The 25,177-nt window shown below is 42.5% G+C and carries 35 protein-coding genes; 15 read left to right on the top strand and 20 right to left on the bottom strand.

The features are described from left to right. Window positions 1-158 precede the first annotated feature (158 nt). Entirely contained in the window at window positions 159-833 is a 675-nt protein-coding gene (locus BCT81_RS04770; RefSeq protein WP_133152548.1) for a hypothetical protein, read from the top strand. A 667-nt stretch (window positions 834-1,500) separates the two neighbouring features. Here BCT81_RS04770 and BCT81_RS04765 read toward each other — a convergent pair. The 9 genes from BCT81_RS04765 to BCT81_RS04720 all read right to left on the bottom strand — a co-directional run bounded on the left by BCT81_RS04765 (window position 1,501) and on the right by BCT81_RS04720 (window position 11,202). Then, window positions 1,501-4,410 carry a type III restriction-modification system endonuclease gene (locus BCT81_RS04765; RefSeq protein ID WP_102423394.1) on the bottom strand — a complete coding sequence of 970 codons (2,910 nt, stop codon included), beginning with the start codon at window positions 4,408-4,410 and terminating at the stop codon, window positions 1,501-1,503. Then, a complete protein-coding gene (locus BCT81_RS04760; protein WP_102423393.1) occupies window positions 4,410-6,389 on the bottom strand; it encodes a site-specific DNA-methyltransferase in 1,980 nt (659 codons plus the stop codon). The genes BCT81_RS04765 and BCT81_RS04760 overlap by 1 nt, the downstream gene beginning before the upstream one ends. A gap of 27 nt (window positions 6,390-6,416) precedes the next feature. After that, window positions 6,417-6,701, bottom strand: a complete 285-nt coding sequence (locus tag BCT81_RS04755; RefSeq protein WP_241908159.1) for a hypothetical protein — start codon at window positions 6,699-6,701, stop codon at window positions 6,417-6,419. Window positions 6,702-7,300: 599 nt separating this feature from the next. Then, entirely contained in the window at window positions 7,301-7,789 is a 489-nt protein-coding gene (locus tag BCT81_RS04750; protein WP_157938846.1) for a DUF4262 domain-containing protein, read from the bottom strand. A 1,166-nt stretch (window positions 7,790-8,955) separates the two neighbouring features. Then, on the bottom strand, window positions 8,956-9,621 hold the full coding sequence (locus BCT81_RS04740; RefSeq protein ID WP_102423391.1) for a hypothetical protein: 666 nt from the start codon (window positions 9,619-9,621) through the stop codon (window positions 8,956-8,958). Then, window positions 9,618-10,103 carry a hypothetical protein gene (locus tag BCT81_RS04735; protein ID WP_102423390.1) on the bottom strand — a complete coding sequence of 162 codons (486 nt, stop codon included), beginning with the start codon at window positions 10,101-10,103 and terminating at the stop codon, window positions 9,618-9,620. Before BCT81_RS04735 ends, BCT81_RS04740 begins: the two co-directional genes overlap by 4 nt. 14 nt (window positions 10,104-10,117) lie before the next feature. Beyond that, window positions 10,118-10,333 (bottom strand): hypothetical protein, encoded by a 216-nt coding sequence (locus BCT81_RS04730; RefSeq protein WP_102423389.1) that lies wholly within the window; start codon window positions 10,331-10,333, stop codon window positions 10,118-10,120. Between the two features lie 96 nt (window positions 10,334-10,429). Next, the gene (locus BCT81_RS04725) at window positions 10,430-10,798 is read right to left on the bottom strand and encodes a hypothetical protein (RefSeq protein WP_086715010.1); all 369 of its coding nucleotides are present in this window, start codon (window positions 10,796-10,798) and stop codon (window positions 10,430-10,432) included. Window positions 10,799-11,007: 209 nt separating this feature from the next. Continuing rightward, entirely contained in the window at window positions 11,008-11,202 is a 195-nt protein-coding gene (locus BCT81_RS04720; protein ID WP_102423388.1) for a hypothetical protein, read from the bottom strand. 308 nt (window positions 11,203-11,510) lie between these two features. Here BCT81_RS04720 and BCT81_RS04715 point away from each other — a divergent pair, with 308 nt between their 5' ends. From BCT81_RS04715 to BCT81_RS04690, 6 genes are all read left to right on the top strand, one after another. Then, window positions 11,511-11,858, top strand: coding sequence for a DUF3085 domain-containing protein (locus tag BCT81_RS04715; protein WP_102423387.1), 348 nt, complete (start codon window positions 11,511-11,513; stop codon window positions 11,856-11,858). A 453-nt stretch (window positions 11,859-12,311) separates the two neighbouring features. Then, on the top strand, window positions 12,312-14,126 hold the full coding sequence (locus BCT81_RS04710; protein WP_198596842.1) for a DNA cytosine methyltransferase: 1,815 nt from the start codon (window positions 12,312-12,314) through the stop codon (window positions 14,124-14,126). Between the two features lie 98 nt (window positions 14,127-14,224). After that, window positions 14,225-14,554 (top strand): hypothetical protein, encoded by a 330-nt coding sequence (locus tag BCT81_RS04705; protein WP_133152546.1) that lies wholly within the window; start codon window positions 14,225-14,227, stop codon window positions 14,552-14,554. Window positions 14,555-14,637: 83 nt separating this feature from the next. Then, entirely contained in the window at window positions 14,638-15,033 is a 396-nt protein-coding gene (locus BCT81_RS04700) for a hypothetical protein (RefSeq protein ID WP_102423385.1), read from the top strand. A 16-nt stretch (window positions 15,034-15,049) separates the two neighbouring features. Continuing rightward, the gene (locus tag BCT81_RS04695; protein ID WP_102423384.1) at window positions 15,050-15,343 is read left to right on the top strand and encodes a hypothetical protein; all 294 of its coding nucleotides are present in this window, start codon (window positions 15,050-15,052) and stop codon (window positions 15,341-15,343) included. 51 nt (window positions 15,344-15,394) lie between these two features. After that, a complete protein-coding gene (locus BCT81_RS04690; RefSeq protein WP_102423383.1) occupies window positions 15,395-15,610 on the top strand; it encodes a hypothetical protein in 216 nt (71 codons plus the stop codon). A gap of 171 nt (window positions 15,611-15,781) precedes the next feature. Here the strand turns inward: BCT81_RS04690 and BCT81_RS04685 are convergent, their stop codons facing one another. The 4 genes from BCT81_RS04685 to BCT81_RS04670 all read right to left on the bottom strand — a co-directional run bounded on the left by BCT81_RS04685 (window position 15,782) and on the right by BCT81_RS04670 (window position 17,301). Continuing rightward, window positions 15,782-16,243 (bottom strand): hypothetical protein, encoded by a 462-nt coding sequence (locus tag BCT81_RS04685; RefSeq protein WP_102423382.1) that lies wholly within the window; start codon window positions 16,241-16,243, stop codon window positions 15,782-15,784. 1 nt (window position 16,244) lies between these two features. Then, window positions 16,245-16,487 (bottom strand): hypothetical protein, encoded by a 243-nt coding sequence (locus BCT81_RS04680; RefSeq protein ID WP_102423381.1) that lies wholly within the window; start codon window positions 16,485-16,487, stop codon window positions 16,245-16,247. Window positions 16,488-16,778: 291 nt separating this feature from the next. Continuing rightward, window positions 16,779-17,033, bottom strand: a complete 255-nt coding sequence (locus tag BCT81_RS04675; RefSeq protein WP_081230225.1) for a hypothetical protein — start codon at window positions 17,031-17,033, stop codon at window positions 16,779-16,781. Between the two features lie 61 nt (window positions 17,034-17,094). Further along, complete coding sequence (locus tag BCT81_RS04670) at window positions 17,095-17,301, bottom strand: hypothetical protein (RefSeq protein ID WP_081230226.1); 207 nt, start codon at window positions 17,299-17,301, stop codon at window positions 17,095-17,097. Between the two features lie 184 nt (window positions 17,302-17,485). On the opposite strand from BCT81_RS04670, the gene BCT81_RS04665 reads away from it, so the two are divergent. Then, complete coding sequence (locus BCT81_RS04665; protein WP_102423380.1) at window positions 17,486-17,830, top strand: hypothetical protein; 345 nt, start codon at window positions 17,486-17,488, stop codon at window positions 17,828-17,830. A 286-nt stretch (window positions 17,831-18,116) separates the two neighbouring features. Next, window positions 18,117-18,476, top strand: a complete 360-nt coding sequence (locus BCT81_RS04655) for a hypothetical protein (RefSeq protein ID WP_102423378.1) — start codon at window positions 18,117-18,119, stop codon at window positions 18,474-18,476. Between the two features lie 26 nt (window positions 18,477-18,502). Here BCT81_RS04655 and BCT81_RS04650 read toward each other — a convergent pair whose 3' ends face one another. From BCT81_RS04650 to BCT81_RS04630, 5 genes are all read right to left on the bottom strand, one after another. Further along, window positions 18,503-18,754, bottom strand: a complete 252-nt coding sequence (locus BCT81_RS04650) for a hypothetical protein (protein WP_102423377.1) — start codon at window positions 18,752-18,754, stop codon at window positions 18,503-18,505. 85 nt (window positions 18,755-18,839) lie between these two features. Further along, entirely contained in the window at window positions 18,840-19,352 is a 513-nt protein-coding gene (locus BCT81_RS04645) for a hypothetical protein (protein ID WP_102423376.1), read from the bottom strand. Window positions 19,353-19,532: 180 nt separating this feature from the next. Continuing rightward, window positions 19,533-19,931, bottom strand: coding sequence for a hypothetical protein (locus BCT81_RS04640; protein WP_102423375.1), 399 nt, complete (start codon window positions 19,929-19,931; stop codon window positions 19,533-19,535). A gap of 47 nt (window positions 19,932-19,978) precedes the next feature. Then, window positions 19,979-20,335, bottom strand: a complete 357-nt coding sequence (locus BCT81_RS04635; RefSeq protein ID WP_102423374.1) for a hypothetical protein — start codon at window positions 20,333-20,335, stop codon at window positions 19,979-19,981. A 60-nt stretch (window positions 20,336-20,395) separates the two neighbouring features. After that, a complete protein-coding gene (locus tag BCT81_RS04630) occupies window positions 20,396-20,887 on the bottom strand; it encodes a hypothetical protein (protein ID WP_102423373.1) in 492 nt (163 codons plus the stop codon). Between the two features lie 173 nt (window positions 20,888-21,060). On the opposite strand from BCT81_RS04630, the gene BCT81_RS04625 reads away from it, so the two are divergent. Together BCT81_RS04625 and BCT81_RS04620 are read left to right on the top strand one after the other, a co-directional pair. Beyond that, on the top strand, window positions 21,061-21,384 hold the full coding sequence (locus BCT81_RS04625; protein ID WP_102423372.1) for a hypothetical protein: 324 nt from the start codon (window positions 21,061-21,063) through the stop codon (window positions 21,382-21,384). Window positions 21,385-21,426: 42 nt separating this feature from the next. Continuing rightward, window positions 21,427-21,945: a hypothetical protein gene (locus BCT81_RS04620; protein WP_102423371.1), complete on the top strand. Its 519-nt coding sequence runs from the start codon at window positions 21,427-21,429 to the stop codon at window positions 21,943-21,945. Window positions 21,946-21,996: 51 nt separating this feature from the next. Here BCT81_RS04620 and BCT81_RS04615 read toward each other — a convergent pair whose 3' ends face one another. Next, the gene (locus BCT81_RS04615) at window positions 21,997-22,734 is read right to left on the bottom strand and encodes a hypothetical protein (protein WP_102423370.1); all 738 of its coding nucleotides are present in this window, start codon (window positions 22,732-22,734) and stop codon (window positions 21,997-21,999) included. A 154-nt stretch (window positions 22,735-22,888) separates the two neighbouring features. Between BCT81_RS04615 and BCT81_RS04610 the strand changes: the two genes are divergently transcribed. After that, window positions 22,889-23,104 (top strand): hypothetical protein, encoded by a 216-nt coding sequence (locus BCT81_RS04610; RefSeq protein ID WP_081230236.1) that lies wholly within the window; start codon window positions 22,889-22,891, stop codon window positions 23,102-23,104. Window positions 23,105-23,114: 10 nt separating this feature from the next. On the opposite strand, the gene BCT81_RS04605 is transcribed toward BCT81_RS04610, so the two are convergent. Continuing rightward, window positions 23,115-23,312, bottom strand: a complete 198-nt coding sequence (locus BCT81_RS04605) for a hypothetical protein (RefSeq protein WP_081230237.1) — start codon at window positions 23,310-23,312, stop codon at window positions 23,115-23,117. A gap of 407 nt (window positions 23,313-23,719) precedes the next feature. Here BCT81_RS04605 and BCT81_RS04600 point away from each other — a divergent pair, with 407 nt between their 5' ends. The 3 genes from BCT81_RS04600 (at window position 23,720) to BCT81_RS04590 (ending at window position 25,170) form a co-directional block, all read left to right on the top strand. Next, entirely contained in the window at window positions 23,720-24,052 is a 333-nt protein-coding gene (locus BCT81_RS04600) for a hypothetical protein (RefSeq protein WP_081230238.1), read from the top strand. A 57-nt stretch (window positions 24,053-24,109) separates the two neighbouring features. After that, complete coding sequence (locus BCT81_RS04595) at window positions 24,110-24,439, top strand: type IV conjugative transfer system protein TraL (RefSeq protein ID WP_081230239.1); 330 nt, start codon at window positions 24,110-24,112, stop codon at window positions 24,437-24,439. A 62-nt stretch (window positions 24,440-24,501) separates the two neighbouring features. Beyond that, window positions 24,502-25,170: a TraE/TraK family type IV conjugative transfer system protein gene (locus BCT81_RS04590; protein ID WP_157938845.1), complete on the top strand. Its 669-nt coding sequence runs from the start codon at window positions 24,502-24,504 to the stop codon at window positions 25,168-25,170. Window positions 25,171-25,177 lie beyond the last annotated feature (7 nt).

Genomic DNA, 25,177 nt, shown 5'->3' with positions numbered 1-25,177 from the left:
ACTATTTATAAAATACCTCACATTAACCATGGTTATGCACATAATTCGGTAAACAGCAATATCTTATTTGGTGATTTGCCAATACGAAAACCCTTAATTACTATGTTGAAAACTATCAAAATTTTATCATGTAATTCTTAATGCAGTTGGGCGTCATTATGAGTAATAAGAAAACAGGAAATGAACGTGATAGACACGCCGAGGAGCTTAGTTTGAAGCATCTTCGTCCTGTATCTTTCGACAGCGACACAATATCTGACACACATACCATTTTGCACAAAGTGTCTCTAACAGACCATGAGACGAACAAGTTCGACGCGGAATGTTGCAAGAAAGTAGCCGATAAGCTGAAGCGCCTATACGAATCAAGGGGATTGATTGATGGGGATCTTACTGAGCACCACAAAGAAATGGTAAACTTTTCACCTGAAGTTGAGTTACAACGATACTTATCAAGCCAGCCCAACCAAAACCAACTGCCCAGAGAAAATGGTCATTCAGACTACCAGCATTTAGTTCAAATCCCACATTACTCACTTGAAACACCGGATGAACGCATTCTCGCGATAGTGGCCGAAGGAAAATATTTAGAAAACAAAATGAAAGAGCTTGGCGCTAAAGGTGGGGGTATCAATACCATGAAACGCTCAATCAAGTGTTTGATGCCCGACTGGGTACTGAAGCATTTTGACGTGATCACTCCTACTCATTACAAAGCGCTCCATGTCCATAATTACACGGTCAGTCGAGAGGAAGCAGAAGCTTTTTTGGAAGCCTGCTCTAAGGTGAGAATGGGGTTCTTTTGTATAGTGGAGAAACCGAGCTTTAAATAGGCAAAGGTACGAACTGCTATTTTCTATTTCTGTCACTCCGCTTTCACTGGAATGACTTCCCACCCTCTCGATTCTTAACTCTCGGGGTGGGCAGACTCACTCAGGTCATACTCAAAATTTAATGCCGATTCATGAAGGATACTGGCCGTTGTCTCTGCACGAATTTCGGCCATAAATAAAGATACTTTGTGGGCGATTTCTACTTTATTCACTGCATTAAACATCCTCGACGTTCTCTTTCGTTTGGACGACCACTTCCCATGTTCATTACATGAAAATTCGGTCCAAGATAAGTTAAAGGCATCGTAGGCTTTTCCTCTAGAATGGAGCCTAGATTCTCTTACCGACACTTGGCACCCATATTTAAGTTTCTGTACCCATTGAGGGTTCGAACGTATCAATAAAGCGCGTCTTGTACGAGAGTAATAAAGTTTCATACCTAGTATTAAAGTGTCATACTAAGGAATAAAGTATCATACTCAAGGGCAGCAAAGATCCGATCTCGCTGCCTTTAGTTTTTGGGTTATGACCTCTACAACTAGCTCATTTTTGGACAAAAACAGTTTAGAACAATCACTCCAATATTGAAGAGGGTGAATGATAAATTTGAATAGAAATTTAACCATTATGAATAGGGAGGCTTCACCTCCCCTTTAAACAGCAAACTCTAAGCACTAACAGATTGCTTGATTAGATCGTAAATCACATCATCAGCAAACTGAGTTTTAAACTCAACCTTCACTTCTTTACTGATCTGATTGAACAGTTCTTTAGCGTGCTTGATTTTACGCTCTTCCTCTTTTCTAAGCGTATCTTTTCCTTCGACATTTTTAGTTTCAATGATGAAGTTTAGGTAATCCCCTTCACTGGTCTTAACTACATAAGCAAAGTCAGGAGAGTAGCTATAGCCACCTGCTACAGGGATTTTTATTGAGTTTTTTGGGATCTTGGTAAAAACTGATACAGACTCAATTTCACCATCGGTAATGTTGAGCTTTTCCAGCTCAGAATCATAAAACACATCTTCAAAGAGGTAGCTGTCCAGTGGTGGTAAAGAATGATCCGAATGTACACCGAGATCACTTGCTGTAACATCCTTCAGAGCTTGACCTGCTTCATCAGTAAATTTAGTTGGATGTAGGCTGTTGGAAATGATGTTATACCCTAGCCCAAACTTGTTAAATGAGTTATGTAACAAGAACTTACTAAAGCCTGATTTCATCTTTCTGATGGTTTGAATGTTCAAATAATCAGTAATATCAATCGTGCCTTGCACGGCTACAAATGCTTTGTGCAGCGTTGATGGTTTGATAAATGCCGTTTGCGATAGGCGATTAACAAACTCTTTGTATGTCATAGTACAGAACTTAGTGAAGTCATCATCATCACCAAATACTGTTTTTGACATTGCCGTATCATTGCTCACATACACTTTTTCAATACGTGTTTGAACGCCAGTCTTTTTGAACTTCTCAGACTCTTCAAGCAAATAGGTAGTGAAGAGCTTTAGAAAATCATTCTCGCTGGCGATTTTATACTCTAATACTGCCTTTTGATTGATCATTTCCCAAAGTTGTTTTAGCTCATCAAACTTGCCAACTCGCATTTTGGAACGAGTTTTTCCCTCTGTGGCAACTTTGATTTTTCCGCTCTTAACACCGCTAGGAAAGGCGTTAGGATACGTCTCTTTTAACTGCGTATAAGCCGTTGCGCCGAGTAAGTTTTTACTTTTGTCGATGATCCCTTTTCCAAGTAGGTCCATCATCAAATCCAAAGCCTCAAGATCAGGGTATTTAGATAAGATTTTATCCTCAAGCTCTTGAGTCAACTTAGATGGGACAGTCTCTTTGAATGATGTCTCATTCACTTCTTGAACTAGAGATGCAACAAAATCTTTCTCAGTAAAATCTACGAAGTAGTTCAGCCTAAACTCACCGTTCACACGAGCCATATATTCATTAACTGGCAAACGTAAGCCTCGACCCACTTCTTGTAGCTTTGATGTTGTACTACCACTTGAACGTAACTTACAAAGGGTAAAGATATTTGGGTTGTCCCAGCCCTCTCTAAGCGTCCACTTCGAGAAAATGAATCGTCTAGGGTTATCTAAAGACAAAAGCAGCTCTTTATCGTGCAAAATTTCATTAATCTCTTGCTCAATTTTTTCGTCTTTATCACTGTTATCCTTCGAGAAATAACCACCGTGAACACTACTTACATCAGCAATAGTTCTTTCCAAATACCGCTTGTAGAACTCATCTGTTTCGATTTTTAGTAGTGCCTTAGCTTCAGCCAAAGCCCACTCTTCAAACTTGGTTTTCAAGCTTCCAGAGATGTTATTCCCGTCACGATAGCCCTCGATGTCATCTATGAAAAACAGAGTCAGAGGTTTGATTCGTGGGCGTTGTGTCAGCATTTCTCTCTCAACTTTGAAATGCTCTTTAATCGCCCTACGCATCATATTATCTTCTAGCGTATCTGAGTATGAGTATGGGTTGATTGATTCATTGACTTTTAGCTCAACACCATTACTCAGAACGATCATTTTTGTGTTCATAGTCTCAATGTATAGGTCGTGAATTTCAGTGTGAGCCTTGGCTAATGATTCACCTTTACCAACTTTGATAGTGCTCTTTGTACCGTTTTCATTTAACTCAAAGCTTGCCTCTTTTGTAGTCGATTTTTTGAGCGTCAAACTAGCAACATCATCACCGACCATCTCCTCAATAAAAGTATTAATGCCTTTAACGAGATCATCATTAAATGCGTCAACGGCCGTCAAACGATAAACAAGGTTTTCGTAATCCTCATTAAACGTTGCACCATAGCGAATGATGCTTTGAGCATTGAATTTTTCAATGTTATTCCACGTAGTCTTTGCTTTAGGAAACTTATGCGGTTCATCAATTATAACGAACGGCTTTACGGCACTAATTGCTTCAATCGGTGTGTTGTACCTGTTATCCAATAAACCACGGTCATATACTTCCGTCAAAGATGGAGAGTTAACCATTCCTGAGTTTATCACCATTACGTGAATGTATTTTTTGTTGTAATTATTTGCTTCTACAAAATCGTGAATCGCTTGTGGCATAAACGATTTGGTGTTTTTCTTAGACGATTTTTTACTTTCAACAACATACGTTTTAAGTTCACGCTCTGTCTCTCTAAAGTGTTCTTTAAGCGCATCACTTTTAAGAAAGTTCACCGTACCAGCTTTGATCGAAAGCGTTGGTACAATGATGATAAACTTATTGATACCAAAAGCTTTGTTCAGCTCGAACATCGTTTTGGTATAGGTGTAGGTCTTACCTGTACCCGTTTCCATCGAGACATCAATCACATTACTATTTTCGTTGTAATGCTCTTTGCTGTGCTCGATACCATTAAATTCGTGAATAGCCTTTATGTTTGAACGTTGCTGCGGCTTGGTAATAACGAGTTCTGGGTTCGCTAAGAGCCGAACACTTTGATCGTCATCGATTTGTGGCTCTGCACCGATAAACATATTAAGAACTGCGTCAACACCTGCTTTTTGGTGTGGCAGATTCTTTTCAAAAGTAAAACCTTTGCTCATTAGTTACGTACCACCACATCAATCTCGATAGATTTCTTATTTGCATAGCTCTTCAGTGCTTCGTTCAACTCCATCTGCTTAACACTGTCAAAGTTGTTTGCATAATAAACGATCTTGTTTGGATCAAAATCTTTGTCATCCGTATCATCAAGCTTGTGAAGTAAAGCTTTGAGCGCATTGCTACTAAAGTTTGGAGCAATCATATACAAACGTCTATCACACAGATGTGCTGTGTAGCCATCGAGATCAATATCGTAAATCGGAGTCGTTAACTCACTACCATCGTACAAAGCCCAAGTAGTCAGCAAGGTTTGATACTGCTCATCAGTCAAAAGAACATCATCAAACATAGTAAGGTTAGATAAGGTTAGTTCCTTGTCATCTTCTTCAATACGGAAATCTTCGACTGTTTCAAAAATTTGAAAGCCTAAGTCCATAGCATCATTAGACACTTCTTCTTTAAACATCTTAGCTGTTCTATTTAATCTCTCTTTGGTCACATCGAAAATACTCAAATACCCTGCTTTATAAGCTTCTGATTTTACTTTTGACTTTTCATCTAATTGAACAAGAACAAATTTTAAGTTCGCTGCTTCTTTTTCATTCAAATACCAAATTGAGTGAGCCGTTGTTCCTGAACCAGCAAAAAAGTCTAAAACTATATCTTCATTTGCTACCCCAAGAGCTTTCATTAATTCAGCTAAAAGCAACTCATCTTTAGGGTTTGTAAACACTTTTCCACCCATCAATTTACTCAGTCTCTTAGAAGAGGCACGGCTGTCTGTAAATCTCAAGCTAGTTAAGCTTTGGTTCTCAGTTTCTTTTAGATAAGTCTTGTTATTAGGTACTTTCGTATGATCTTCACCAAAATGGATTCTCTCTTGCTTTATGAGTTCAAGCATTTTTGATTCAGGACAGAACCAACCTCTTGATGGTTGCTTGCAAGGCTGTTGAGTAACAGGGTGGAGTACATCATATACATATTGACCATCATTGGGACCTGATATATCAGAAGCAAAATAAACTCCCCTTTTATCCATCCAATTATAATGTTTACTCGAAAATACTGGACTAGACTGTGGAAATCCTTTATACCAAGCTAACGCTTCTTTATGAATCTGACTCCAATCATCTCCATATTGTTTATAGAACTTATCAAAAGCTTTATAGATTTCATCTAAGCCACCTTTTTTCTCAGTCCAATTCCCTTCATTTCCATTTTTACTTTTTGTATATACAAGAATGTACTCGTGTTGAAATGATATATATTTTTGATCATTTTTTGATGTATTTTTCCAGACAATTTCCCCACAATAATTACTCTCGCCAAAAATTTCATTCATCACTGTTCTAAGAGTAAAAAACTCATTTTCATCTATTGATATGGCAATTACACCGTCTTCCTGAAGAAGTTCTCTAGCCACATACAGTCGAGGGTAAATAAACGTGAGCCAAGCACTATGGCTGCTAGAGCCTTGATCTGAAAAACTTAAAATACGTTCAGCTTCATCGATATCAAGACTAGCAAGATCTGCAAGCTGTTCTTTAGTAAATTTACGGTCATCATTGTAAACGAAACCATCTGATCCAGTATTGTATGGTGGGTCAATGTAGATCATCTTAACCTTCTCACTATAGGCATTAACTAAATGCTTCAGCACCTCAAGGTTATCGCCTTTGATGAGCAAGTTTTTACTGTCTTTATGTTGCTCTTGAGCGTTGTGATCTACATCTGCGTGAATCAAGGTTTTCGGTGGTAAGTTCGCCAGCAAACGAGAGTATGATTTACCTAACCAATTCAACGAGTAGCTTTCTTTTGATAACTCAATGTCATTGTCATTAACAACTTCAAGCATTCGCTCTTGAATGAAATTACCATCACGATCAAAGCAGTTTGGGAAGTGTTTCTTGAGAATCGCAAGCTGTTTGCTATTGGCTGTCTCAACGTTTGAATATACTGTCTCTTTTTTAATGTTCATCTTTGTTCCAAATTCAATGATTTGTGACTAATCGTTGTCTGATTTAGCTGTAATTTTAATAGATGCTTCTGTAAGCCCAATACGCAATAACTCAGCGATAGCACCGTCTAAACTCTTGAAGATACGAGCCTCATAAGGTTGCCTTGAACTGCTCAGTACAAGCGGCTCACCATTCCACTCCATCCCGTTAAATACGACCGTGTATGCACCTTTACAGCCCACAACTTGCGCCTGATCTAGAATGCCGCTTTTAACTCTTTCTTTCGCCATAGAGCTAAGAATGCAGTTTCCACCATTTAAACCTGAAATCATCCTGATTCACTCAATAGTTGTTTTTGTAACAATATCAAATATCGTGGCAAAACTGTAGTTTTGTGTCGGATTTCGATAAATGAGTATTTATGCAAGATAAGGAAACTTACTACTTCACTGATAAGGCTTTGGTGAAGCTAATAATGGGGCATAAATGAGGTAGGGATAGCCGTAAATCGGCTGATAGCCGTAAATCGGCTCGAATAGTATGACACTTTATTACTCAATCTAACCTAGCTTTTGGCAGTGATGATCGCTCAGTATGATACTTTATTTTTCAGAGGTGTTTTCCACCAACATAAAATCAATGAATTAGCAGAGCTTGAGTGTGAAACTTTTTTACTCGTGTACACGTCTGTCGCCGTAGATGCGAGCCAATAACGCTTTCACCTGTTGCTGTGCAGCCCTTTCAGGATTTTTATATCGGGAACTGGAAAAGTACTCTTTTAGAATTGGCTTATCAGACCAAACAGTCGGGATCTGGATATAATAAGATCCCGCCCGTTTACTACATGGAATTACATAGCTGTTCATTGATTTATAGTGTCCATCCTTGGTCAAATACCAGTCGAATCATGGTGACACGACTTTGCCAGTATTCAGTTATACAGTTTTTCAAATTGAGCCACATCGAAAAAGATACTTTGATATAACTTCCACTTTGCATCAACGCCCTCTTGCCATGGAAAGCGACCATTGGGATCGGGTAAAACCAGTTGAAACATCGGAATTTGCTTTTCATTCATACCCAGTGTGGTTTCAGCGACAGTGAACGTCCCATCGAGCATACAGTCCTGAGACACTTTAACCAACGCAACCGGCACATTGAATACCTCTTCTACATAAGTGATAGGCTCATCTAACTCAATCACACGTTCTTTGAGGTGTTTAGCAAAATGATTACCAAAGAAGTGCATTTGATCCGGACTTAAACCCGTGAGGGCGATCTCGAACTGATTATCCGTGCTGACGGATAGACCAACAGAATACACATAATCATTACCCTTTGGGCTGGCAGTCATAATGAACGTGGCCTCACCTCGATCTAACGACTTAGAAATTGAATCAACAACTTTAAAACGTTCCATAATTACCTCTCTCATTGTGTGGATGGGAGTATTATGTAAGTCCTTTTGCCCGTATCCCCCCGATGTATGAATCGTCCAAGTATTCAAAAGGGTTCATGGATTAAACGGGGGGTAACCGTAGTTGGTTCGAGGTTTAATTTCATGAAACGAAATCGGTTTGTTTTATCTTCACACTGAAAAACGGAAGTAAGGTTGGGATTACCAAAATCCGCCCTGTCTCTTTTATGAGAATGAGTCCAAATTATACCTTATTTTCTTGATGCAAGCTGTCTTGCTTGGTAAACAGATATTAATGCATATGAGTGCTATGACACAAAACACTTAAAATGGCGTTAGGAAATGGAGTACACGACTTAGATAAATTCTTGGGTGAACTATAACGGTCGCTATATTGTTACCTTTATTCAAAAATTTATACTAAGTCTTCAAATTCTTTCCGTTAATTGACATTTTGAACCAAACTCATCTGCATACTGTTTTACATGGACGGAAGTTCAATATCATTAGTAAAGCAAACGACTTTATAATGAATGCTATAATCACATAACAAAAAATAAATAAAACACTCACAACCATTCAAAACCTGAATGAAAGATGGGTAAAGCCTTTCGTAGAAGGCACTGAACAAAGAAAAAAGCTAACCACGTCAAACGTTGCAAACAAGTTGATATATCCGATTAAAAGTAAAGGGGTGTAAGTCTAAACATTTCCTAAACATTTATAGCCATACGTAAGTCTGGTTTAACAAAAAGATAAGATGACTAAGTTAATATTATGCAACTACATCATACGCACGAGCTAAACACCACATCGAATCCATTTGAAACGTTTGATGAAAATATCATTATGTTTTTGGAACATTACCAGATCCGAGACTTTAGTTTCGAATCCCTCACTGCCTTTTTAAAAGCAGAATACTGCGCAGCTAAAAAAACCGCTTCATTAAACCTCTCCTATCAGGAGTGGGCCGTGAAGAACGATGAGTATGTATCCACTGTCTCATCCTACTTCATATACAAAAACTGGTTAGTCCAATATGCACCAGAAGATTCGAGTTCAATCGTTACACTTCATTGACTGAACGCGTAAAGCCCAATCATCGATTACAATGATTGGGCTTTATATTTGTCCATCCCGCCACTCTTTCTATTCAATTGCGCCAGGTATTATCCTGTGCGATTCGGTGACTCCAAGTAAAATTGAACCTTACTTGCGTTTCTAGAAATGACATCGATCTGTTGTATGGACACGCTATCAGGAAGTGCAGGCTTACCACCAGCCTGTTCGAGATATTGCAACTTCAGAAGTAACTGAATGAAGAACGCTTTGCACAGCAACCCAGAAATATCTTCGACACAAACAGACAAGTGCGCCAATGGGCTTGGCTTATCGAGGTTATTAAAGTATTCATTCTCAATGAAAGACAAGGTGATGGCACCAGAGCCAACACAAGGCTCATAAAGGGAAATGGACTCACCATCCGTCTTCACACTACCGCGATTCAAACCGGCCATCAGTTTTGCTAACTCTATCGGCGTTGGAAAAAAGTCATTACTTTTCGCCAAGCTAGAGTACTTCGACAGCAAATCCCCTAATACATCCGTTTCTCCGCCTTCAACGGCCAATGTCGTGATCAAGTGAGTCATCAACTGACAATCTTTCTCAACATCCGGTGCTTTTAATTGCCCCATCACCATCTCGCTTGGTGGGTACATGTTCGTGTGTAAATAACACCAATGGTCAATGAACATGTCGAGAAAGGAATGCGTCCCAAATTGATATCGCATTCCTTCAATGACCTTGTGAAGTTGGTTCTTAAGTGGTGTGCTCATGCGATTCTCTCCCAATGCTTCATCGTATTGGGATCAACGCAAAGCGCCCTTTCTAGCCATTCTCCTAGCGTATCATCGCAATAGAACCGATAACTGAAAGCACAAGACTGCTGCTCTAAGTTGCCACGAATGTCAGTAAAACCTTCACTCGACACCGCCACCTTAAGATGTCGCGAGTCTTCAGAGAAAGTCAGCTGGTACTTCTGCATATACGACAACAGGGCAAACGGATCATCGAACTTACCATGTAGCGCGAAGAACCTCCCTTGAGTCTGTACCAACTGTTGAGTCATACGCTTCACACACTCAAGGTTATCGATAGGTACAACACGACCATTGTCCAACGACACATTGTGATTGATGACAAACCGAGGTGGCTTGTCATCGATGCTCATGTAAATGGCACGACTTCGATAGCTCTGTTTCGAAAATGTGGTTCGTAATACCCCATGATGCGTGCTGCTAAACAAAATAATGCTCATATGTCACCTCAGTATTAGTCGAGCTCGTATCCGTATTCGTCGAGACACAGACCACCAGCGTCATTGAGCCTCACTGAAACACCTTCAATACCCGTGTTATACACAGGGGTCGCCTCTGAACTCCCGTTCGCTATTGCCTCATCAATGAAGGCTTTAAGTTCCCCTAGCGTTAATAAGTCTTGGGTCTGTGGTTCTGTGTCGATGTCTTGCATTGGAATTGGGTCTGTCATGATCGTCACCTTAGTGGTATTTGTGAGTAGTTGGGTTGTGTGTATAGATGGAAAGAAACCATTAGGCTGTACACCAATGGTTAAGCGAATTGGCAGTTACCATTCGAATGTTTCAAACAAAGGGATTTGATTTGCGTCTCGGTCGAATTCAATTAAGCCGATTCGGTTGCCGGTTGCCCAAGCCATGATTTGATTGAAGGCGTCACTCATCCCGTCGATATTATTGAGCGTTCGAGCTTCGGTGTTCATTACGACATCGGGGTCAGCGGCTTGCAGCTTAATGAAGTAACCATACTCACGCTCTAAAACGTGTGCGTTAACGGGGCCATCTTGTTGACTCAATAAGCTCAAGCGTTCAGAGTCTTCTTGTGTGAGATGGCAGGTAGACAAAGCCAGTGATAAGTAGAGCTCCATACTGCTTGTTTCAGTGAACTTTTGAATATCGCTTTGGATAGAGTTAATCATCGTCAATCTCCAAGTTATGTTTGGTACATAAGTTATGGCCAATCATAGGGAGAACTGAATGCCACTCCCCCCGAACTGGCTGGCAGGGCAATCATGACAATGGATAGTCAATGAAACGGGGGAGAGATAATTAACGAAGTTGATTTAATGGCAATACGAATGAATGGTGGAAAGGGTGAGCTATCTGAGCTCACCCAGGTAACGTCGAGTTATTCGAAGTACCCCCAGCCGACTTCATCGAATGACCATCGAACCTCTTCACTCAATGCGTTTAATTGTTCTACATTGGTGCGACCTTGGGGATCGATTTCGTCGAGCCAACTGCGAGCATCGCCCCATTCTTTATCGTCGAGTGCTTGTGCCACGCGTCTGTCTATTTGGTTGATCGTACTTGAACTTGTCATGGTATTTCCTTGAATGTCAGAAATGAATGGTGGTGCTGGCCAACAAAAATTACCTTACCTTTTTTCTGAAATCCCGGCCTAAACCCGGTTCGATGTTTGCTTTTAAAAACGAGAGCTATGTCACACTTTAATCACAGGCGCTTTAAGTCATGTCTTGCAATGATTCGAAGGCTATTTATGATGCCAACAGTTTCCCCACATAATTTCTGCTCGGTTCATTTCTCCCCCCGTTTCCGCCTTGTGCTGATTTGCTCCCCCCAATTTGCTCGCGTAGTTTGATAGGACATCCACAAAAAAAGGGACTCATTATGGGAATCGCAATCTTTACTCGTAAGCAAGTGGAAGAACTTGTCCAATTCTGTAAGAAGCACAATAAAACCCTGTTTTTCCTTGCCAAAGATCAAGGCTTGTACATTGGTCAAACCGTTGGCAGTCAAAAAAACAATGACTTTGAGAACAACATTCAATATGCCAATGGGTGTGATCCTAAGTTGGATGATGATGAGTGGTGGGATAAATCAAGGGACATCGCAGGTGGCGACGATTTTGGCGAACACCTCCCTTTAGGCACGCTTGAGAAGACCTTAGCTGACGACTCTTGGAAAAACCTTAAAGTGAAAATCACTGAAACCGAACTGTCGTTCATCGTCGAGTAAAGAGTGGCAGTGTTGAAGTATGCAGCAATGTTTAAGTATTTTGACATACGGCGTTGTGAGCACAGCGATTGATGTATTTATAGTGGGGTCGCACTACCCACGCATGCGTTCCCACTATAAATATCGCTTTTTCACGATCGATTAGAACTCAGGGCTCCGTTCAGGATTAGCAATGTGACTCCTACCTCTTGCCTCCCGCAAAACCGCCTACGGCCATAGCCAGTTGACAGTACGGCTTTAAGAATGAGTACACCACACTTAGTAGTGCAGATACTGATCTATGACCCTCACCTCCCCCCTAAAATCGCACAAGCCATTATCCAATCCCCAGCGAACAAAGAAATGGGGGGATAGCCCACCATGGCGAGCTAAATTGTTCATTCAACTGCTGACCTTTTCTTAGTAACAGCCAAATGAACAATGTCCACTTGGAGGTGAACCATGGGAACCCTAATGAACAAAAACCAAGTAACAAAAAGTATGGGGAAAGCCTTTGGCTTATTAGCTGGCGAAGTCGCACTGGATTCTTTCGCTGGTGGCGGTGGTGCCAGTACAGGTATCGAGCAAGTTTTAGGGTGCTCTGTAGACATCGCGATCAATCATAATTTAGACGCCATCGAGATGCACAAGATGAACCACCCCAATGCACAGCATTACTGTGAGGACATTTGGGATGTGGACCCAGAAGAAGCCTTGCTTCGTAGTGGCGGAAATTCGATTGGATTAGCTTGGTGGTCACCCGACTGTACCCATTTTTCCATTGCAAAAGGAGGTACGCCCGTCAATCAAGCAATTCGTGGGTTAGCTTGGGTTGTCATCAAATGGGCGCTTCGTGTTCCAATCCGCGTTAACTTTCTTGAGAACGTTAAGGAATTCCGTACATGGGGTCCCTTATTGCAAGACGACAACGGCGACTGGCGACCAGACCCTGACCGTAAGGGAGAGACATTCGAAGATTTCATCAAAGCCCTGACTGTCGGATTATCTCCTCGTGACCCTTCATGGAGAGAGTGCGTACAGGCATGCGGGATTCAATACAACATCAAACAGAAACTTAAACTCTTCAAAGGGCTTAAGTACGACGTAGATTTCCGCGAACTCGTGGCCAGTGACTATGGCGCACCAACCATTAGAAAACGTCTGTTTATGGTCATGAGAAATGACGGACAACCGATTGAATGGCCAGAGATTACTCACGGTGATCCAGCTCTAAATAAACAATTAGTGCCGCAAAGAGTCGCTGCCGACGTCATTGATTGGACTATCCCTGTGAAATCGATATTCAATCGCAAAAAACCATTGGTAGAGAAAACCATGGCCCGTATCGCCAAGGGCTTACAAAAATTCGTCTTTGAATCTGATTCCCCCTATATCGTCGAACACAAGAACCAGCGTCCGTTCATTACCGAACACGCCAATGCAAGCAGTCAACGCAATATGCCAATCGATGAGCCATTAAGAACCATTTGCGCTCAGGTCAAAGGTGGTCATTTTGCGGTCGTTTCAGCCGATTTAGAGCAAGCTTATTCCAACGAGCAGAACAGTGACTCGCCATCGGTCAAAGACAATAAACAAGAGCTGTTAGCGTTCATGGCCAAGCACTTTACGGGCTGTGCTGGCGCGAGTATCGATGATCCTCTAGCGACCATTACAGGCGTCGACCACAACGCACTGGTCACAGCGAACGTCGAAAAATCCATCATTCCTACGTATGAAGAGTGGATTCAGTCAACGGAGAAGTGGGGAGGAACACGCGCTGAATATGATCGCCTTTTTGGTGAAGACGTGGACACAGTTACTACCAGTCACGTTATTAAGATGAGAGGCACCAACCTCGGGCATACAGTGAGTGAACCGGCTCATACAGTAAGCGCAGGTGGCAATCATTTAGGGATCGTCAACAGCTTTCTCATTAAGTATTTCGGTTCGAATTTCGGCACTGACATCAATACGCCAGTTCACACGTTAACCACCAAAGAGCGATTTGGGCTTGTTGTCGTTCAGGGCGAAGTCATGGTTAAGATGCACGGTGCTATCTATCGAGTGCTCGATATCGGCATGAGAATGCTAGAGCCTCATGAACTCTTCTTAGCTCAAGGCTTCCCAAAAAACTATCAATTTCAATTTGACCAAAATGGAAAGAAAATCAGCAAAGCCAAACAGGTTGCACGCTGTGGTAATTCTGTTTGTCCACCAGTAGCAAAAGCATTGGTTTCAGCCAACATCAAGCACATCCCGTTGAACTACGCTTTACCAATAGCCGCGTAGGAATTACGACACCAATACCCATAAACTAGCGGCCAAGAGGGTCGCTAGTACCCAAACACAAGAACGTCACATCTCCACCAATGAAACTTGAGGTTAGCATGGCAACACAACTCAAAGGCGAAATCAAAATCTCGACAAGTGCAATGTCCGTTGCAGCAGTGCCTGTTCACTACAACGGCAACAAATTTCTCGGGCTCATTGACCAAGACGGAGAAGTCATAGGCATGCTGTTCAATGACCGACCGTATAAGCCAGTCAACCCATACAGTGATTCCCATAACAAACCACGTATCGGTGAGCTCTACATCGGTTATGCCGCCAAGCAGCGTTACGATGGCTCCTACGACGTCCTATCCGAACCCAAACCTGTTTCAACATCCTGGGAGGACATCGAAGATGCACACGTTACCGAACTTCAATGCAAATAAATACCGGAATCTCTGCTGTTAATTGAAATGGTGCCGAGCCTTAATTGTTATAAGTGGATATCACCTCAATTGGAGAGAGCATAATGCTAAAGAAAATCACGTTTCTTACCCTTAAATCAACCCTCGCAGTATTGGTAACGATAGTCATCGTAGCATTCGGTCAAATAGGCCAACTCATGGCGAGTAAAAACCACCTTGAGATGTCAGTCATTGAAAATTGGGTTACCGCTCACCCAGCTGATATCGTGCTGGTGGCTGAGTATCGAGAGAATTGCTTAAATCATGGCAAACAGGTTACCAGAGAGAACCTCGAACAATCCTTAGCAGAGGCCAAACTAGAAGATGTCCTTGTCACCAAAGAGCGCTGTGCTAAATCGATGGGCCTAGAAGAGCTGCATAACAACATTGAAGTCGCCTTCCAACAAATCGAGTCGTATGCTTGGCCATTGTCATTGCTGGACGACTCACTAACAAACTAACGATAAGGAACCTGCGATGTTGCATACACAAATGAGCCCCACTACGGCACAACTAAAACGTATTATGAAAAAAGCCGAACAAGACAAGGCGTATCGATTAAAAACGGCAGCGTTTAAAGAGTGGCAGCACAAACTCCATCCAAATGATCAACTCCCCCGAGGTGCCTTCTTTAAAAACAAACGTGCGGGAAAGCCCATCATTATCATGGACGAATGTCATATGTACTTCAAAAGTCCGGCACGTCCATTCCCTCATGACCCAACAGCCGCTCTCAACTTCACAGACCAAACACAGAATGCTTTAGCCTAAGCCGCATTGGGAACACGAGTGCGAATACAATTCAGAAGATAGGAGATAGGTATGACAATTTCACATGGAGCAATGCAAGAGGCGTTGGATGCACAAGTTGAGTTCACAGCAGAAAAAACAGGTGTCAGTGCGTTTTGGATAGAGATGGGGATGGTACTAATACCATTACTGATAATGGCCTTGATTGTGATTACGACCTATTCGTTTTTATCCAAGCTGTCATCGAAAGAAGATGTGTTGTCATCGAAGGACAGTGAGGGAAGGTAATCGAACGGAAATGGCAGGTCAAAATATGCACAGTTTATGCAGTTGGATTTCTAAGGCATCGATTTGGTTAAAAAATACACGGGGGTTATACCCCCAAATCCTCTGAATGACAATCAAGCAAGTGAATATAGCTGCATAATAATTCACACTAAAAAGCCCTGACATCAACTATCAACCTAGAAAATAATGTCGATACTCCGTCGAGCGTCTGAACCACATCATCTCTACGCCAACAAAGCGATTCAGTTCACCATAAGTCTGTTTCATTTCACTAATCAAATCTGATGTTATTTCAAAGAGTTTGTAATAGATAAATTCATACTTTCGCTCGTTAAGTTTGGCCAAGACTTGATAGGTAGGGTCTACATACTCGCCATTAGCCAGTTTGAGCCAGCAGTGTTCTACCGGTAGCCAAGTGCCGCCACAATTGACCATCGCAACCCCGTAAACCACACTGTCTGCATTCAGTAAATTCAAAGCCAGAGCGCTGTTGTCATAGCAAAACTTTGGAATTGTTATTTCCTCTATGACAGCCAATTTATCATCAGGAAGGTCAGTCACCGTGACCCCCTGCATGTGCTCGGGATTAACAAAGATCATTTTCCCCATTTCGGGACTCGCTTGAATACTCATACTATGCCCACCACGGTTTTGTGCAGGCCCAAACAATGGTTGCTCCCGCTTCATATTTGCATTGCTCTGCAAAGTCATGAGCCTCTTCTGAATTGCCAAAGCTTTCATCGGTATCAATACCGAACTCATCTGCCGCATGACCGTTCAGTCTTACGCCGAAGCCTGTGAACTTATTCGCTTTATCAAGGACTTCATAAATCGTTGCTGTGTTTTCTTCTGTATTCGTTGCTGTATTGATAGACATAGTAAGAACCTGTTTTTTGTTGAGGACAGGTTTATTATGCGCAGTCCAAAATGCGTTCCCCCCAGAACCAGGTGATGGTCAATGATTTAGGGTTTCTGAGGCATTTACGGGGGGAAGTGGGGGGAAGAGCCTTGCCTGCCCATGACTGCACGCAGGGATTAGAATATGTAGTGTTCTCTCACACAGACAGTATCATTTCAGTTTCAGTCCATGACATCACAAGACGCACACATCACTGAAAGCCGTTGCAGGGCTCTTTGAACGTGGACCATAGACATCAGTGACCTTTACCTAGCAAGTCATGATCTTGTAGTGTCCCATTGTCCCTCTTAGAAATTCTTTTGATACCCTCTTAATGTGCTCGATATCTGAGTCGTTGAGTTCAGGGTAGTAGTTGACAACCAAGGCACGCACCGCCGCATCGCGACTGACATGTATACCCAAATCTCTTTCAATGACATTAACAAACTCAACGTTGCCTGAACCGCAATTACCTTGATCACGCTTCCGGCACGTCTTGAAAATAGCCCACTCTTTCTTACTCATCGTAAAGCCCTTTTATTCTGGATGCGCTCTCAATTAACGCGACGCGACCTTGACCACCAAATCAATGAATGGGGGTTAACGTCATACTGAAATCAGGTGCTACCCATTGCTTGAAGTCACCGGAATGAACAACAAGTTGTAGCTTATAGCCAGTACAATTGAGCTCTTTTTTAGCAAGCCTCACTAGAGCTAGACCTGTTTTGTCCGTTTTAAATTCAACTGTCTTTGATGTGAATGCCGAGTGCAGTTCCGCTTTAAATGTTTGCATGAAATATCTCACTCTGTTCGTTAGATATCTCCAGTATCCACCCCCTGACTTGCTTCTCCCCCCATTTGGGGTTTGGCGTTATATATGCCCTACACACATTGCTCGAAAGGGGGGAAAAATAGTGTGCAGCCATAGAATGAAAGTTCAGGTACATAAACCGTCATTCAAGAACAAGGAGCAGAACATGAGCCAAACCATTACCGTGTACTCATCGAACTACCATCATGGCAGCAAGTCTGATGGCGTATCGAGCGACGATCTGGAACCGCACATCTCCAACAATTATGCCGACGCTTTGGGTTACATATTCGATTACGTGAAACAGCGTATCATCCATTCTTGCCCAGACCTCTTTGTTGAAGAGCAGCTTGAACGTCCGTCGATGAACTGCGATGAGCTAAAAGTAGTACTCGACGAAGCGAGCCAAGATCAGCAGGAGAACTATTGTGATTGGTATTTTGAAATGGAGAATGAAAGCCTGACCACGGCTTCGTATTGCATCAAAGAGCATTCTATTACGTTGCCGTGATGCATGCTGGTGGAGGAAATAAAGTGAGCCTTGGCCAACAGAGTGAGTTTACGACTCAGAGCCTGCCATCGAATCAACGCCCGAAATCCACCCCAGGTATGAACCACCAGCCCCGAGCGTCTTCAACGACATTCAATGATTTTGTGTCATCTTGTTTGATCGGCATGAGCGTTCCCAGTCAATTAGCAGACCGTTTTCCTCTCGTTGTTTAGACTACAGCCCAAACAGTTAGGGTAAGGTTCAATTTCGATTCATCAAATTCTTGCACTGACAGGACATCAACAGTATGAACAATATTGAACAATACGAAGTAGGCTTAGTGCTTATATTACTCATCATTAGCTTCATTAGTACTTGGATGGCGGTGATAACGGATAAAGCGGGGCTGGTGGAAGTTAGCCTTGTTTCACAGGGATTTGTACTCACACAATCGTGGGATACGCTCATCAAGCAATTGTACTTGGACATACTGGCTCTGGCTCCTGAGATGGACCCATTCATGAGCGTTTTGGTGGCAGGGATACTAACGGCAATCGTTGTTCTCGTGCCTCTAGCTGCTATTTTGTTTAGCCCTTTTCCCTTCATTGATGATAACGGAAAGATCAGCTTAAAATATTTCCTATCGATATTCGCCCGCAAAAAATGAGCCTATCCATTTCGTCCTTAACAGAATTAAACTAAACCATCGTAAATGTATGAAGCATGGGTGTGTCCAACGATAAAAAAGAAGTCGATGTTCAACTCATCCCTAGCCAACATCTCCTCGGTGACAATCAGGCAAGGAACACGAGAGCCATTGCATAGGATGTGTCCTACCTCAAGTTTATCTTTTTCAGCCTTAACCGCATTAGGATATACCGTTTTGACATCAGCCTCAGCTCGCTGCTGGTCTGTTAAGTGACGTTCTACAGATGATTTTTTCATAGTAATTTCCTGATATTAAACTTCGCTAATCCAAGGTAATCGACGTGACTATCCACATCGACTGCCTTCATTCCTGCTTAAAGTGTTACAAGGAATCGTCTTGTACGACCGTTCCAATTGTCTGCTCCGTTGTCAGGTTCACCAAACGCATATCACAGACTCGCGCCACATTTTTAACCAAGCATGCCACCTCATCGTCCGGTCCAGCGTCACATCCATTTAGATTCGTTCTCAGCAACGCATGAGGCAAAATCTCAGCGAGTGGTTGTTCGAAGTCGTAGTCATAGTCGTCAGAAAACATCAATATGGTTTCCGTCAATGATTCAAAGGTGCTGTAAGTCTTTAATACCGGCTGACCTTCACTAAACTCGTTGTAGCCTTGAGTCGTGATGATATCCAATAGAAAGGGCTTCCCATTTGTCGGTACGACCTCTACTGCACCAAAATTAAGGATACCGTCGAAGTCATGACCTTTAAGGGTAATAACCAAGGCTAACTGAGCGATTAGATTTTCATTACGTTCTTGTTGGCTAGGTACTGTTGATATCGCTGCTTTATCGGTCTGATTCGTTTGAGGTGCTGCAATTACTTGTTCCATGTTCAATCCCTTGTGTTATTCACTTAGTTGCTTTGAATGAGTCTATACCTGCCGCTCTGAATGGACAAAAAAAGACGGGGGGAGGTGAATTAAAATGGGGGGAGTCCAATGACATATGCCTGTGCTTTCGATGCGACTGCCTAAGTCCTTGAATGTAAGCCACCAGCAAACATCAGGTAGTTACTGAATGGCTAACACATAGTTTGGCAAACAGTTAACACGTAGAGCACGATAGATCGGCGTGTTGTTTTCAGATGAGCTGAATTTCGCCGTTTCAATGCAATAAAAGTGTGGAGCTTGTGATTGATAGGGACAATAGCCTACATATGACGCAGCGTTTGTTTCAAAAGGCTCAAAATCAATTAGCGTACCTCGGATGACGGCATGCACCAATTTTGATTGCTCTCGTTTAACCCTTACTTGCCCCTTCTCGCTTACGACAAACTCACAGTCAATCAATGACACTGAGGAAGAGTAGCCAATCACCTTTCCATAAGACTCTTTCTCTCGTGACCTAATAGAATACACACGCGTCGTATCGGTGGAGCGATGTAAGTTCAGATACACATCAACTTTCATGTCATGATCTCCAAGGTCTTAAGAGAAAGAATCGAACAAGGTATCAATTAGCAATAACGAGCTTCATGAGCAGCTTTGAGTTTTTCCATCAATGACGACAAAACAGCGGCTTCCGTTTCAGGCAGGGAATCACGAGCGAATGCTTCTAAGAACTCTAAATCCAGCGCTTCATACGTAGCATCGAACTGACATACCTCATTCGGAGCTTCAACTGCTGTTCTGTGCATGTCATCCAATAGTTTGCAATGGTCGAGGTATTGCTCGGTCGTTCCATCAAGCAACTGGTTGGTTTCAAGCCAATGAAGGAGCCTATTCCATGCCATGTCTTCGTCCGTGGCATAAACAAGGTATGATTCTGGTTCGAAACCTTCTGCGTGAGTAACGACTAAGTACGGTTGTTTCATGTCTATCTCCAATTTAAAACGTTAGGGACTGGGTGCTGCCCACGCCCCGTTCCAGTTAGGTTATGCCAGTTCGTGAGCGTGCTTTGTCGCGATGTCCACAATTTCGCTTTCGAGGAATTCCTTGATTTTACTTTTACGAATTTGCTTCAAGTTCTTGGCTTTAAGTTGAAAGTCTTCAATGGTTTCCTTGCTGGTGGCAATTTTCGATTTCCAATACTGAACATGGTCAGGGTCAGATTTCAGCTGAACCTTAAACTCATCAAGATCACATTGAGTGTCATTGACCACCCATAGGTGAGCAAGCAGATCCGATCTGGATTTATCTAAGATATGACTTTTGTAGGCCAGCATCGCTGATCGTTGGTCTTTATGCTCAATGAAGGAAAAGCCTGAATTTTCAGGTAACGAAGGCATGAGCACTTCTACAATCTCGTTGCCTTGACTGTCGTAGCCACCATGAGCACTTGGGTACTTCGATAGCATAAGAATGCCGCAATATGCGAGCTCATCATGAATGACTTGATACCAGACGTTGCCCCAAAACATTGCCATGTGATTTCTCCATTCGTTTGTGTGTAATGACAACCAAAGCATAGGTTCAACCTCTCTCTCTTCCCCCCACTCACTCTGGCAAGTCAAACGATATCGACTCTGAACTCCAATATGGGGGGAACCCGTCCATTCATCGAATAAAGTATCCCTAACGCCAATCACGGAGATGCAGCATGAACAACCTGACTTTTGAACAATGGGTGGAATCCTTTAAACCAATCATCAATGAGAATGGGGGTAGCGCCATCTTCCTTGATGACAAATGCATCTCATTCGAAACCTATGGCAACGACCTAGAAACCATCAAAACAACCGACGCCAGTCGAGTCTGGACGATCATCGAGATTGATATCGACGAAGAAGAAGATGAGCTGGGTGAGCCTGTCGACAGTAAGTGGGTAATTGTGAATGGTTGCCATTGGGTTAACCGAGTCGGTTACATCATTACTGAAACGAAATGGCAAGAGGGCAATGAATACGAAATTACTTACGACTGATACTAATCAGACCGACTCCTGAAGAGGCAAAGAGAGGCAAATATGGACATTAATAATCAAAAAATCGTCGCTAACGATCTACTCAAGGCAAGAAGTACTGCTGATCCATCAATCGTATTGGAATGTGCTGATGGCAAAGTTCGCATTTATTCGTTTCCAATCTCAGACCAAGACAGCAAAGAAAAGATGACCATGGCGCTGCGCGTACTGATGGGTAAACTCAACGTGCTCAAATACACGTTCGTTCTAGAAGCTTGGATGAGTACCAACCCCGACATCCGACCTTTGATGTCGCCTACACGACAAGAATATATGGTGTTTTTGGTCAATGACCGTGTAGACGAAACATGCACATTCTGGCCAATTCAACGCAATGAAGATGGCTCTGGTTTTGTCACCGAAACACACGATGTAAACCAAAACGGACAATCCGGTTTAATGTGCAATTTGTTTGACACTGTGCCGTATGAAAAACTCAGTTTTACGAAAAAAAGAGCGGTCGACAAATTGGTTCTCCGATTACTGAACATGCGTGCAGAAGCAACGCCCACCATGCATTAGTTTGATTATTCCCATGTAAATAAAAGAGCACTTAATGGTGCTCTTTTTCAGTTAGGCGACTTGTGGGTACTTCCTTTCCGGTTCAATATCTCTCACCAATTCATAAAGCATAGGTTCATAATGGTTTGTGGCCATTAGTATGAGATAGACGGGAACACCTTGGTCATACAGTGATTTTTGAAACACTTTGACTTCTTTCACTGTCATTGAAGATGTGCGTTCCCTCATCATTCGCGCTTCGCTGATCATGCTCTCCGAATAAAATTGACCAGCCTTGGAGTTGACCTTCAGGTATGGTTGAATGCGCTTCCCCAGTCGGTCTAACAAGAATTGATCACTAAAACCCGACTGCTTCAATCTCAGAACCTTGTCCTTCAGTTGTTTCCTTCGGTCAGAGACGTAGCGCTTTTGTTCATTGACCAATTGAGCGGCCTTATTCGTGAGTCCCTTTTTGTTTTTGAAAATACCATGCCTTGCGAGTCCCAATAACTCATGTTCATTCACTGTCGTTGATGATGGCGATCCATCGAGGTTATACCGGGTATAGCAAGCTTGATAGCAATTGATCAGCGCCAACTTGTACTCTCTGCCGGTAAAAAAACGGTCCAGAAAAAAAGAAACATCTGCCTGACTGAACGATTGACACAACGTTTGGTGCAAAGCGGCACCAGTTCCGATAGCAAGAGGTTTGAGAGGCTTTCTTGACAAAATGGGAAAGCGTTTGAATGCATATTGTTGGATTTGCTCTTGAATAACACGATCCATGTTTACCCTCGTCGGTTGTTCCATACCCTCATCATTGTATCTAACTGAGTTTACAGATTGACAAATAGCGAGAGCAAAAGCCGAAATTAACCAACTCAACAAAATGGACTTGTAAATTGCTAAACTGTCATGGTTTTCGTCGTATAACAAAGTTAGTGCATAACTAGCGAGATATAGTATGACGCCTGAATTTGAAGCAAAACTCGACCGCTTGAATAAACTTCGAAAAAACGCAATGAAAAGCAATGCGTTCTCGGATGCTGCCAAAGAACACGAAAAAGCCATCCAACAAACCGACAGCCACTCCCCTGCCACCACCAAAAAGACCAAAAAGAAAGGTCCCAAATCATTAGCGGAAATTTACAAACCGCATACACATGAAGAAACCCATTAGATAATGGAATCTAAGAATGGGCGCTGCTGGTGGTATTAGCGGATACCCAATCTTTGATATACGCCGAAAATGCACTCTGGTCAGAGATATGCCCCGAGCAAGCCGGTTGACCCGTAAACTCCGCTTTTCGTTTAGCAATAAAAGCCATGAATTCCCAATTGGTGCCAGTTGGACACCATTGTTTGAAAGCCAAATATCGTTCATTCATGATTTTTCTCCTCGGCAGAAACGCTCTCTATTGATAGTAACGTCCCCTCGTCAGAGTACCTAGAAACCTCCCCCCGTTTGGTATCGCTGGTGGTTGAAATCATCGCCATCGAAGCCCTTTCTATTCTGGCTGCAGCTCTGTACTCAGAACCCGTCATCCGCCTGAAATATGAAAGTCACAGTTGGTCGATGCATGGAACTCAATAAAGCATATTGATTGTCAACAATGAAATTTTGGATAAATCAAGATTTTGCCACATAAAAATAAGCATAAATAACAGGCGCTTATGTAAAAAAACAAATAAACCTAAAAAAACGGCTCACTATTTGGAATTCAAAATTAGGTTACCTGCAATGATTCAAGGGCCTACTTAAAAGGTATTTACCGGAATTATTGGAGATATTTCTATGCAAAACACAATCAACGTCAATGATGTACAAAAAGTAGATTCAAAGACGACATACCTCGGCTTAATTACATTCGCGCTTATGTTTTTTACCGTCTCGGCCATTGCCGGTTCAGGTGGTGATGCGTTCCAAGGCTTATTTGATGAACTAGTGAGCTTTGCTGAAGGTGTTCCTGGACAAATTATCGCGTTCTGTTCTTTCGCAGGGATCATCATCTTCTCAATGGTTCGACCAAACCTTATCGGTCTTGGTGTTTCTGTCATCATCATGCTGGTGCTGGCGCAACTTCAAACCATTATCACTACCATGCTAACTGCCGGTCTTCCGGTATAAAGCAACAGATGTCTCTGGGCCTTATAGAAGAGGCCCAGAAGTACATAAGGGGGTCATATGAGTAAGTTAGACATCAATAATGATGCTCGTCCTCAACTACCGAACAATCAAACCTATGTGCCACTTCGAGTAAACGACAAACAATCGGTGATCGGAATGGAGTCGGATACAGCGGGGATTTTGCTTGTCGGTATCGCTATCGGACACATCAGCAAGAACCTGTTACTTATCGGTGGAATCGCCATTCTTCTCGCTCTCGCCTATTCATGGGTCAAAGATAACTATCCCAAAGGTCGGCTCAAACACATGTTGTGGTGGGCTGGAATCATTAACTTTAAATCCCGTAAATCGTTTCCAGAAGCATTTAACCGTACTTATTTTCGCTAACTCTTTGTAGCGATCCGTTTTTAAATTCTATGTGTTGTTTTAGCAAAAGTTTGAGGTTTGCTATGAATATATTTAACCGCAAAAAAAAGGGGCAGGATGAGTCTGAACTGGAGCATGATTCAGATTCGAATGTCCAACGTTCTTGGCAAGCAGCCATCGACCACAGTAACAAAATGACAAAGATGATGGGGCTGTCCATCATTATCTGCGCGTTTCTAGCGTTTAAGGTAATGACAGCGAAACCCGTCACCGTTGTTACCCCGCCTAATTTCTCTGAAGAAATTGTCATGATAGGCAACAAAGCCAACTCAGGTTACAAGAAGCAATGGGGCATATTCATTGCCAGCATGCTTGGTAACGTGAATGTCCGTAATGTGGATATTGTCTTAGATACGCTCAAACCAATGCTCTCCATTCGAGATTACGAAGAATTGAATGAGCAAGTGATCAGTCATGTGAAAGCTTTAGACATCAGGGACCAAGTGCAAGAGTTCAACGTATTAGATGTGTTCTACGACAACAAATACGACAAAGTGATTGTTTACGGCGAGCGTAAGCTTACCGAGCGAAAGAAACGCGGCAATAAAAGCGATGAACGCCGTGCAGTACGCTGGACATACGAACTCAAGATTGCCAATGCACACGGTAGTCCAAAGATGCAGTCCATTGACCAATACGAAGGCGCTCCGCAGATAGAACGCAATCGTATCGAACGCAAGCAAGACAAGTAGGTCCCGT

Source organism: Vibrio sp. 10N.261.52.A1, from assembly GCF_002876325.1.
Lineage (GTDB): Bacteria > Pseudomonadota > Gammaproteobacteria > Enterobacterales > Vibrionaceae > Vibrio > Vibrio chagasii.
This window is presented reverse-complemented; position numbering and strand designations above follow the sequence as displayed.

Bases quoted from the DNA above. Each gene is read 5' to 3' on its own strand.
- BCT81_RS04770 (WP_133152548.1), top strand. From the start codon at position 159: ATGAGTAATAAGAAAACAGGAAATGAACGTGATAGACACGCCGAGGAG.
- BCT81_RS04765 (WP_102423394.1), bottom strand. From the start codon at position 4,410: ATGAGCAAAGGTTTTACTTTTGAAAAGAATCTGCCACACCAAAAAGCA.
- BCT81_RS04760 (WP_102423393.1), bottom strand. From the start codon at position 6,389: ATGAACATTAAAAAAGAGACAGTATATTCAAACGTTGAGACAGCCAAT.
- BCT81_RS04755 (WP_241908159.1), bottom strand. From the start codon at position 6,701: ATGATTTCAGGTTTAAATGGTGGAAACTGCATTCTTAGCTCTATGGCG.
- BCT81_RS04750 (WP_157938846.1), bottom strand. From the start codon at position 7,789: ATGGAACGTTTTAAAGTTGTTGATTCAATTTCTAAGTCGTTAGATCGA.
- BCT81_RS04740 (WP_102423391.1), bottom strand. From the start codon at position 9,621: ATGAGCACACCACTTAAGAACCAACTTCACAAGGTCATTGAAGGAATG.
- BCT81_RS04735 (WP_102423390.1), bottom strand. From the start codon at position 10,103: ATGAGCATTATTTTGTTTAGCAGCACGCATCATGGGGTATTACGAACC.
- BCT81_RS04730 (WP_102423389.1), bottom strand. From the start codon at position 10,333: ATGACAGACCCAATTCCAATGCAAGACATCGACACAGAACCACAGACC.
- BCT81_RS04725 (WP_086715010.1), bottom strand. From the start codon at position 10,798: ATGATTAACTCTATCCAAAGCGATATTCAAAAGTTCACTGAAACAAGC.
- BCT81_RS04720 (WP_102423388.1), bottom strand. From the start codon at position 11,202: ATGACAAGTTCAAGTACGATCAACCAAATAGACAGACGCGTGGCACAA.
- BCT81_RS04715 (WP_102423387.1), top strand. From the start codon at position 11,511: ATGGGAATCGCAATCTTTACTCGTAAGCAAGTGGAAGAACTTGTCCAA.
- BCT81_RS04710 (WP_198596842.1), top strand. From the start codon at position 12,312: ATGAACAAAAACCAAGTAACAAAAAGTATGGGGAAAGCCTTTGGCTTA.
- BCT81_RS04705 (WP_133152546.1), top strand. From the start codon at position 14,225: ATGGCAACACAACTCAAAGGCGAAATCAAAATCTCGACAAGTGCAATG.
- BCT81_RS04700 (WP_102423385.1), top strand. From the start codon at position 14,638: ATGCTAAAGAAAATCACGTTTCTTACCCTTAAATCAACCCTCGCAGTA.
- BCT81_RS04695 (WP_102423384.1), top strand. From the start codon at position 15,050: ATGTTGCATACACAAATGAGCCCCACTACGGCACAACTAAAACGTATT.
- BCT81_RS04690 (WP_102423383.1), top strand. From the start codon at position 15,395: ATGACAATTTCACATGGAGCAATGCAAGAGGCGTTGGATGCACAAGTT.
- BCT81_RS04685 (WP_102423382.1), bottom strand. From the start codon at position 16,243: ATGAGTATTCAAGCGAGTCCCGAAATGGGGAAAATGATCTTTGTTAAT.
- BCT81_RS04680 (WP_102423381.1), bottom strand. From the start codon at position 16,487: ATGTCTATCAATACAGCAACGAATACAGAAGAAAACACAGCAACGATT.
- BCT81_RS04675 (WP_081230225.1), bottom strand. From the start codon at position 17,033: ATGAGTAAGAAAGAGTGGGCTATTTTCAAGACGTGCCGGAAGCGTGAT.
- BCT81_RS04670 (WP_081230226.1), bottom strand. From the start codon at position 17,301: ATGCAAACATTTAAAGCGGAACTGCACTCGGCATTCACATCAAAGACA.
- BCT81_RS04665 (WP_102423380.1), top strand. From the start codon at position 17,486: ATGAGCCAAACCATTACCGTGTACTCATCGAACTACCATCATGGCAGC.
- BCT81_RS04655 (WP_102423378.1), top strand. From the start codon at position 18,117: ATGAACAATATTGAACAATACGAAGTAGGCTTAGTGCTTATATTACTC.
- BCT81_RS04650 (WP_102423377.1), bottom strand. From the start codon at position 18,754: ATGAAAAAATCATCTGTAGAACGTCACTTAACAGACCAGCAGCGAGCT.
- BCT81_RS04645 (WP_102423376.1), bottom strand. From the start codon at position 19,352: ATGGAACAAGTAATTGCAGCACCTCAAACGAATCAGACCGATAAAGCA.
- BCT81_RS04640 (WP_102423375.1), bottom strand. From the start codon at position 19,931: ATGAAAGTTGATGTGTATCTGAACTTACATCGCTCCACCGATACGACG.
- BCT81_RS04635 (WP_102423374.1), bottom strand. From the start codon at position 20,335: ATGAAACAACCGTACTTAGTCGTTACTCACGCAGAAGGTTTCGAACCA.
- BCT81_RS04630 (WP_102423373.1), bottom strand. From the start codon at position 20,887: ATGGCAATGTTTTGGGGCAACGTCTGGTATCAAGTCATTCATGATGAG.
- BCT81_RS04625 (WP_102423372.1), top strand. From the start codon at position 21,061: ATGAACAACCTGACTTTTGAACAATGGGTGGAATCCTTTAAACCAATC.
- BCT81_RS04620 (WP_102423371.1), top strand. From the start codon at position 21,427: ATGGACATTAATAATCAAAAAATCGTCGCTAACGATCTACTCAAGGCA.
- BCT81_RS04615 (WP_102423370.1), bottom strand. From the start codon at position 22,734: ATGGAACAACCGACGAGGGTAAACATGGATCGTGTTATTCAAGAGCAA.
- BCT81_RS04610 (WP_081230236.1), top strand. From the start codon at position 22,889: ATGACGCCTGAATTTGAAGCAAAACTCGACCGCTTGAATAAACTTCGA.
- BCT81_RS04605 (WP_081230237.1), bottom strand. From the start codon at position 23,312: ATGAATGAACGATATTTGGCTTTCAAACAATGGTGTCCAACTGGCACC.
- BCT81_RS04600 (WP_081230238.1), top strand. From the start codon at position 23,720: ATGCAAAACACAATCAACGTCAATGATGTACAAAAAGTAGATTCAAAG.
- BCT81_RS04595 (WP_081230239.1), top strand. From the start codon at position 24,110: ATGAGTAAGTTAGACATCAATAATGATGCTCGTCCTCAACTACCGAAC.
- BCT81_RS04590 (WP_157938845.1), top strand. From the start codon at position 24,502: ATGAATATATTTAACCGCAAAAAAAAGGGGCAGGATGAGTCTGAACTG.